Raw genomic sequence first — 3,956 nt, 5'->3', positions numbered from 1 at the left:
GAAAGGACAAAATCAGTTGCCTAAACTCATCGCAGGTGCCACGTTCCAGGACGGAATCGAGGTCATTGAACTGAAGCCACAGAGCGCCGCTTGATCAGCCTCGTCACCCAAATTCCAGCATAGCTCGAAAGTCCTTCACAAACTTTCGGCAGAAAAAAAGGACCGCCAGACAGGTAACCGCCATCGCTACGGATTTCGCGATCATATCGTGATCGCTCACATAGGCTTGCGACGGCACAAAAGAATGGCCGAAGCTCATAGCCGTAATGAGAACCCACCCGTGAATGGCAAGGCCAGCCACACCGAAAAAGATCAACCGGTGGAGACGTCTGCGGGGCAGTCGTCTCTCCGTTGTCTCCCCCACGCAAGCAAGCCTTAGCTGTCGAGGAAGCTGCGCAGCTTGCGCGACCTGCTCGGGTGCTTGAGCTTGCGCAGCGCCTTGGCCTCGATCTGGCGGATACGCTCGCGCGTGACCGAGAACTGCTGGCCGACTTCTTCCAGCGTATGGTCGGTGTTCATGCCGATGCCGAAGCGCATGCGCAGAACGCGTTCCTCGCGCGGCGTCAGCGAGGCCAGCACGCGCGTGGTGGTCTCGCGCAGATTGGCCTGGATCGCCGCGTCGATCGGCAGGATCGCCATCTTGTCCTCGATGAAATCGCCCAGATGCGAATCCTCCTCGTCGCCGACCGGCGTTTCGAGCGAGATCGGCTCCTTGGCGATCTTCAGCACCTTGCGCACTTTTTCCAGCGGCATGGCGAGCTTTTCGGCCAGTTCTTCCGGCGTCGGCTCGCGGCCGATCTCGTGCAGCATCTGGCGCGAGGTACGCACGATCTTGTTGATCGTCTCGATCATGTGCACCGGAATGCGGATGGTGCGCGCCTGATCGGCGATCGAACGGGTGATCGCCTGCCGGATCCACCACGTCGCGTAGGTCGAGAACTTGTAGCCGCGGCGGTATTCGAATTTGTCGACCGCCTTCATCAGGCCGATATTGCCTTCTTGGATCAGGTCGAGGAACTGCAGGCCGCGATTGGTGTATTTCTTGGCGATGGAGATGACGAGGCGCAGATTGGCTTCGACCATTTCCTTCTTGGCGATCGCCGCTTCGCGCTCGCCCTTCTGCACCTGGTTGACGATCTTGCGGAATTCCAGGATCGAGATCGCCGTTTCGGTGGCGAGGTTCTGGATCTCGGCGCGCAGGTCCTTGATCGCGTCCTTCTCGTTCTTGGTGAATTCCTTCCAGCCACGCGAGGTCAGATTGCCGATCGCGCGCGTCCAGTTGGGGTCGAGCTCGGAACCCTGATATTCCTTCAGGAACTCCTCGCGGCGCACGCCGTAGCTTTCGGCGAGCCTGAGCAGCTTGCCTTCGTTCTGCACCAGGCGCTTGTTGATGTCGTAGAGCTGCTCGACGAGCGCCTCGATGCGGGCCGTGTTGAGCGACAGCGACTTCACTGCCTTGATCAGCTGGTCCTTCAACTCCTTCAGCCGGCGATCCTGGCTGGGCGACAGCGTGCCGGCCGCGGCCAGACGGTTCTCGACCTGCTGGTCCTGCAGCTTGCGCAGCTTCTTGTAGGTGTCGGCGATGACGTCGAGCGTCTCCATCACCTGCGGGCGCAGTTCCGCTTCCATCGCCGCCAGCGACAGGCTCGCTTCGTCCTCGTCTTCCTCGTCGTCATCGACCAGCCCGCGCGTATCGGCGCCGACATTGGTGATGTCTTCTTCCTCGTCGCGCGAACGGCGCGGCTTGTCCTCGACCTTGGCTTCCTCGATGCGCTCGACCACCGGCGCCTGCTTGGCCTCGGGGCCGGCATAGGTGGCTTCGAGATCGATGATCTCGCGCAGCAGGATTTTCGATTCGTTGAGCTCGTCGCGCCAGATGATGATGGCCTGGAAGGTCAGCGGGCTTTCGCACAGGCCCGCAATCATCGTCTCGCGGCCGGCCTCGATGCGCTTGGCGATGGCGATTTCGCCCTCGCGCGACAAAAGCTCGACCGAGCCCATCTCGCGCAGGTACATGCGCACCGGATCGTCGGTGCGATCGGTCGGTTCTTTCTTGGTGGTGGTGGCGGCGACTGCGGTGCCGGTCTGCTCAGCCAGCTCGTTGGCGTCTTCCTCGGCATCGGCCGCCGTGTCGGCGGCCTCGGGCTCCTCGCCCTGCTCGTCGTCCTCGACCACGTTGATGCCCATGTCGGACAGCATCGCCATCGTGTCTTCGATCTGCTCGGAGGTCACTTCCTCGGAGGGCAGCACCGAATTCAGCTCGTCCATGGTGACATAGCCGCGCTTCTTGGCGGCCTTGATCATCTTCTTGACAGCATCATCGGAAAGGTCGAGCAGAGGGCCATCGGTGGCGCCTTCGCGTTCGGTTTCGACCTCTTCCTTTTCCTTTGTCGCCATAGTCTTTATCTTCTCCTCGCGGCCGAACATCGAAGCCGCGTAAGCTGTCGGACCAGTCAAATCGGATGCGCTCTTATGAAACGCGCTTCACCGGGCCAGTAACTGCATCAACTCGTTCGTTTGGTGAATGTCGTTGCCCCAAACCGGTTTCCCTTTTGGGCGACATGCATTAAGTCCAGATTAACCCTGATATCTGTGGCAGGCAGGCTGCCTGTCCAGTGACCAGTACCCTCACATCGCTTATTTCCCGTCGACGCGGGTTCGGGTTAACGTTTCGAATCGTCCTGATTCCGCCAATCTGCCAGAAGGTCAAGCGCCTCTCGCATGATTCGCATGAAAAAAGCGAATCAATTACCCGACTTAGCCCGTTACGCGCCATTTCGACGCGCAACGACGCCTTCGCGTCTCACTCGCTTCAAACTAAGCTCGCCCAGCCCTGCCCGAGGACACGCCGAAACCTTCGATCAGCGCTTCCGTCGCCTGTACATCCTGAAATTGCGCCTGAATTTCGATCAGGTGCCGGTAGTTTTCGTCTGTGGGATCGGTGGCGAGCGCCGCTTCCGCCTGTTTCAGTTCCTTATGTAAGGTGCGCGCGCTGCGCTGCAAGTGCAGTGCCTGGCTGAAAGCATCGCGGGCATCTTCAAGGGCAGCGGTCTCCAGCGCCGGCCATTGCCGCATCCGCCGGATCAGGCCGACGGCCCGCTCCCAGATCTCGGCGCAGCCGGCGCGTTCGATCGTCGCGATGACGGCCTGACGGTCATTGGCCATGTCATGCGCCATCGCATCGAGGATCGCCGCATGCAGCCGCCTCAGATCGGAGTTGGCGAGATCGAGAAACTCGATATGAGCGAAATTCTCGTCGATCAGTGCCGGATGGTTGATCAATGCGACGATGATCGTCGCTTCGCGCACCGACATCCCCTCGCCGCCGCGCTTGACCAGCGCGGATTGGCCGAGGCTTTCGGTGATCGCCATGCGGCCGCCGCCAGGCTTGGCGAACTGCCCGCCGGGAGCGGCCGCCTTGCCCTGGCCACGCTCGCCTGGCCGGCCGCCATCTTGACGCCCTTGGCGCGCACTGCGCTGCGAGCCGAAGAAGCTCAGCACGCGCTCGCGCATCTCCTGTTGATAATGGTAGCGCAGGCTTTCGTCGCGGATGCGGCTGGTCAGCTCGCGCAGGGTCTTCTCGAGCTCGGCCCGCCGCTCCGGCGTGTCGAAGACGCCGCCCGCCGTCTCACGCATCCACAACAGATCGACCAGCGGCCGTGCTTCGGCCAGCACGATGCGGAACGCATCCGGCCCTGCGGCCTTGACCAGATCGTCGGGATCCTTGCCTTCCGGCAACAGCGCGAAGCGCGCCGAGCGCCCGGCCTGCACCGACGGCAGCGCCATGTCGGCGGCCCGCCACGCCGCCTTCAGCCCGGCCTTGTCGCCGTCGAAACACAACATCGGCTCCGGCGCCATGCGCCAGAGCAGCTCGAGCTGGTTCTCGGTGAGCGCGGTGCCGAGCGGCGCCACGACATTCTCGAAGCCGGCCTGCGCCAGTGCGATCACGTCCATGT

2 protein-coding genes are annotated in these 3,956 nt (G+C 62.1%); both read right to left on the bottom strand.

Going from position 1 to position 3,956, the window contains the following annotated elements; genetic code table 11:
* Window positions 1-375: 375 nt before the first annotated feature.
* Entirely contained in the window at window positions 376-2,397 is a 2,022-nt protein-coding gene (rpoD, locus tag EN993_RS32400) for an RNA polymerase sigma factor RpoD (protein ID WP_109661301.1), read from the bottom strand.
* Window positions 2,398-2,817: 420 nt separating this feature from the next.
* A partial coding sequence (locus EN993_RS32395) for a DNA primase (protein WP_127265841.1) occupies window positions 2,818-3,956 on the bottom strand: 1,139 nt, incomplete at its 5' end.

The organism is Mesorhizobium sp. M7D.F.Ca.US.004.01.2.1, assembly GCF_003997785.1.
GTDB lineage: Bacteria > Pseudomonadota > Alphaproteobacteria > Rhizobiales > Rhizobiaceae > Mesorhizobium > Mesorhizobium loti.
Note: the sequence above shows the minus strand (reverse complement) of the source record. Positions and strands in the feature narration are given on the sequence as shown.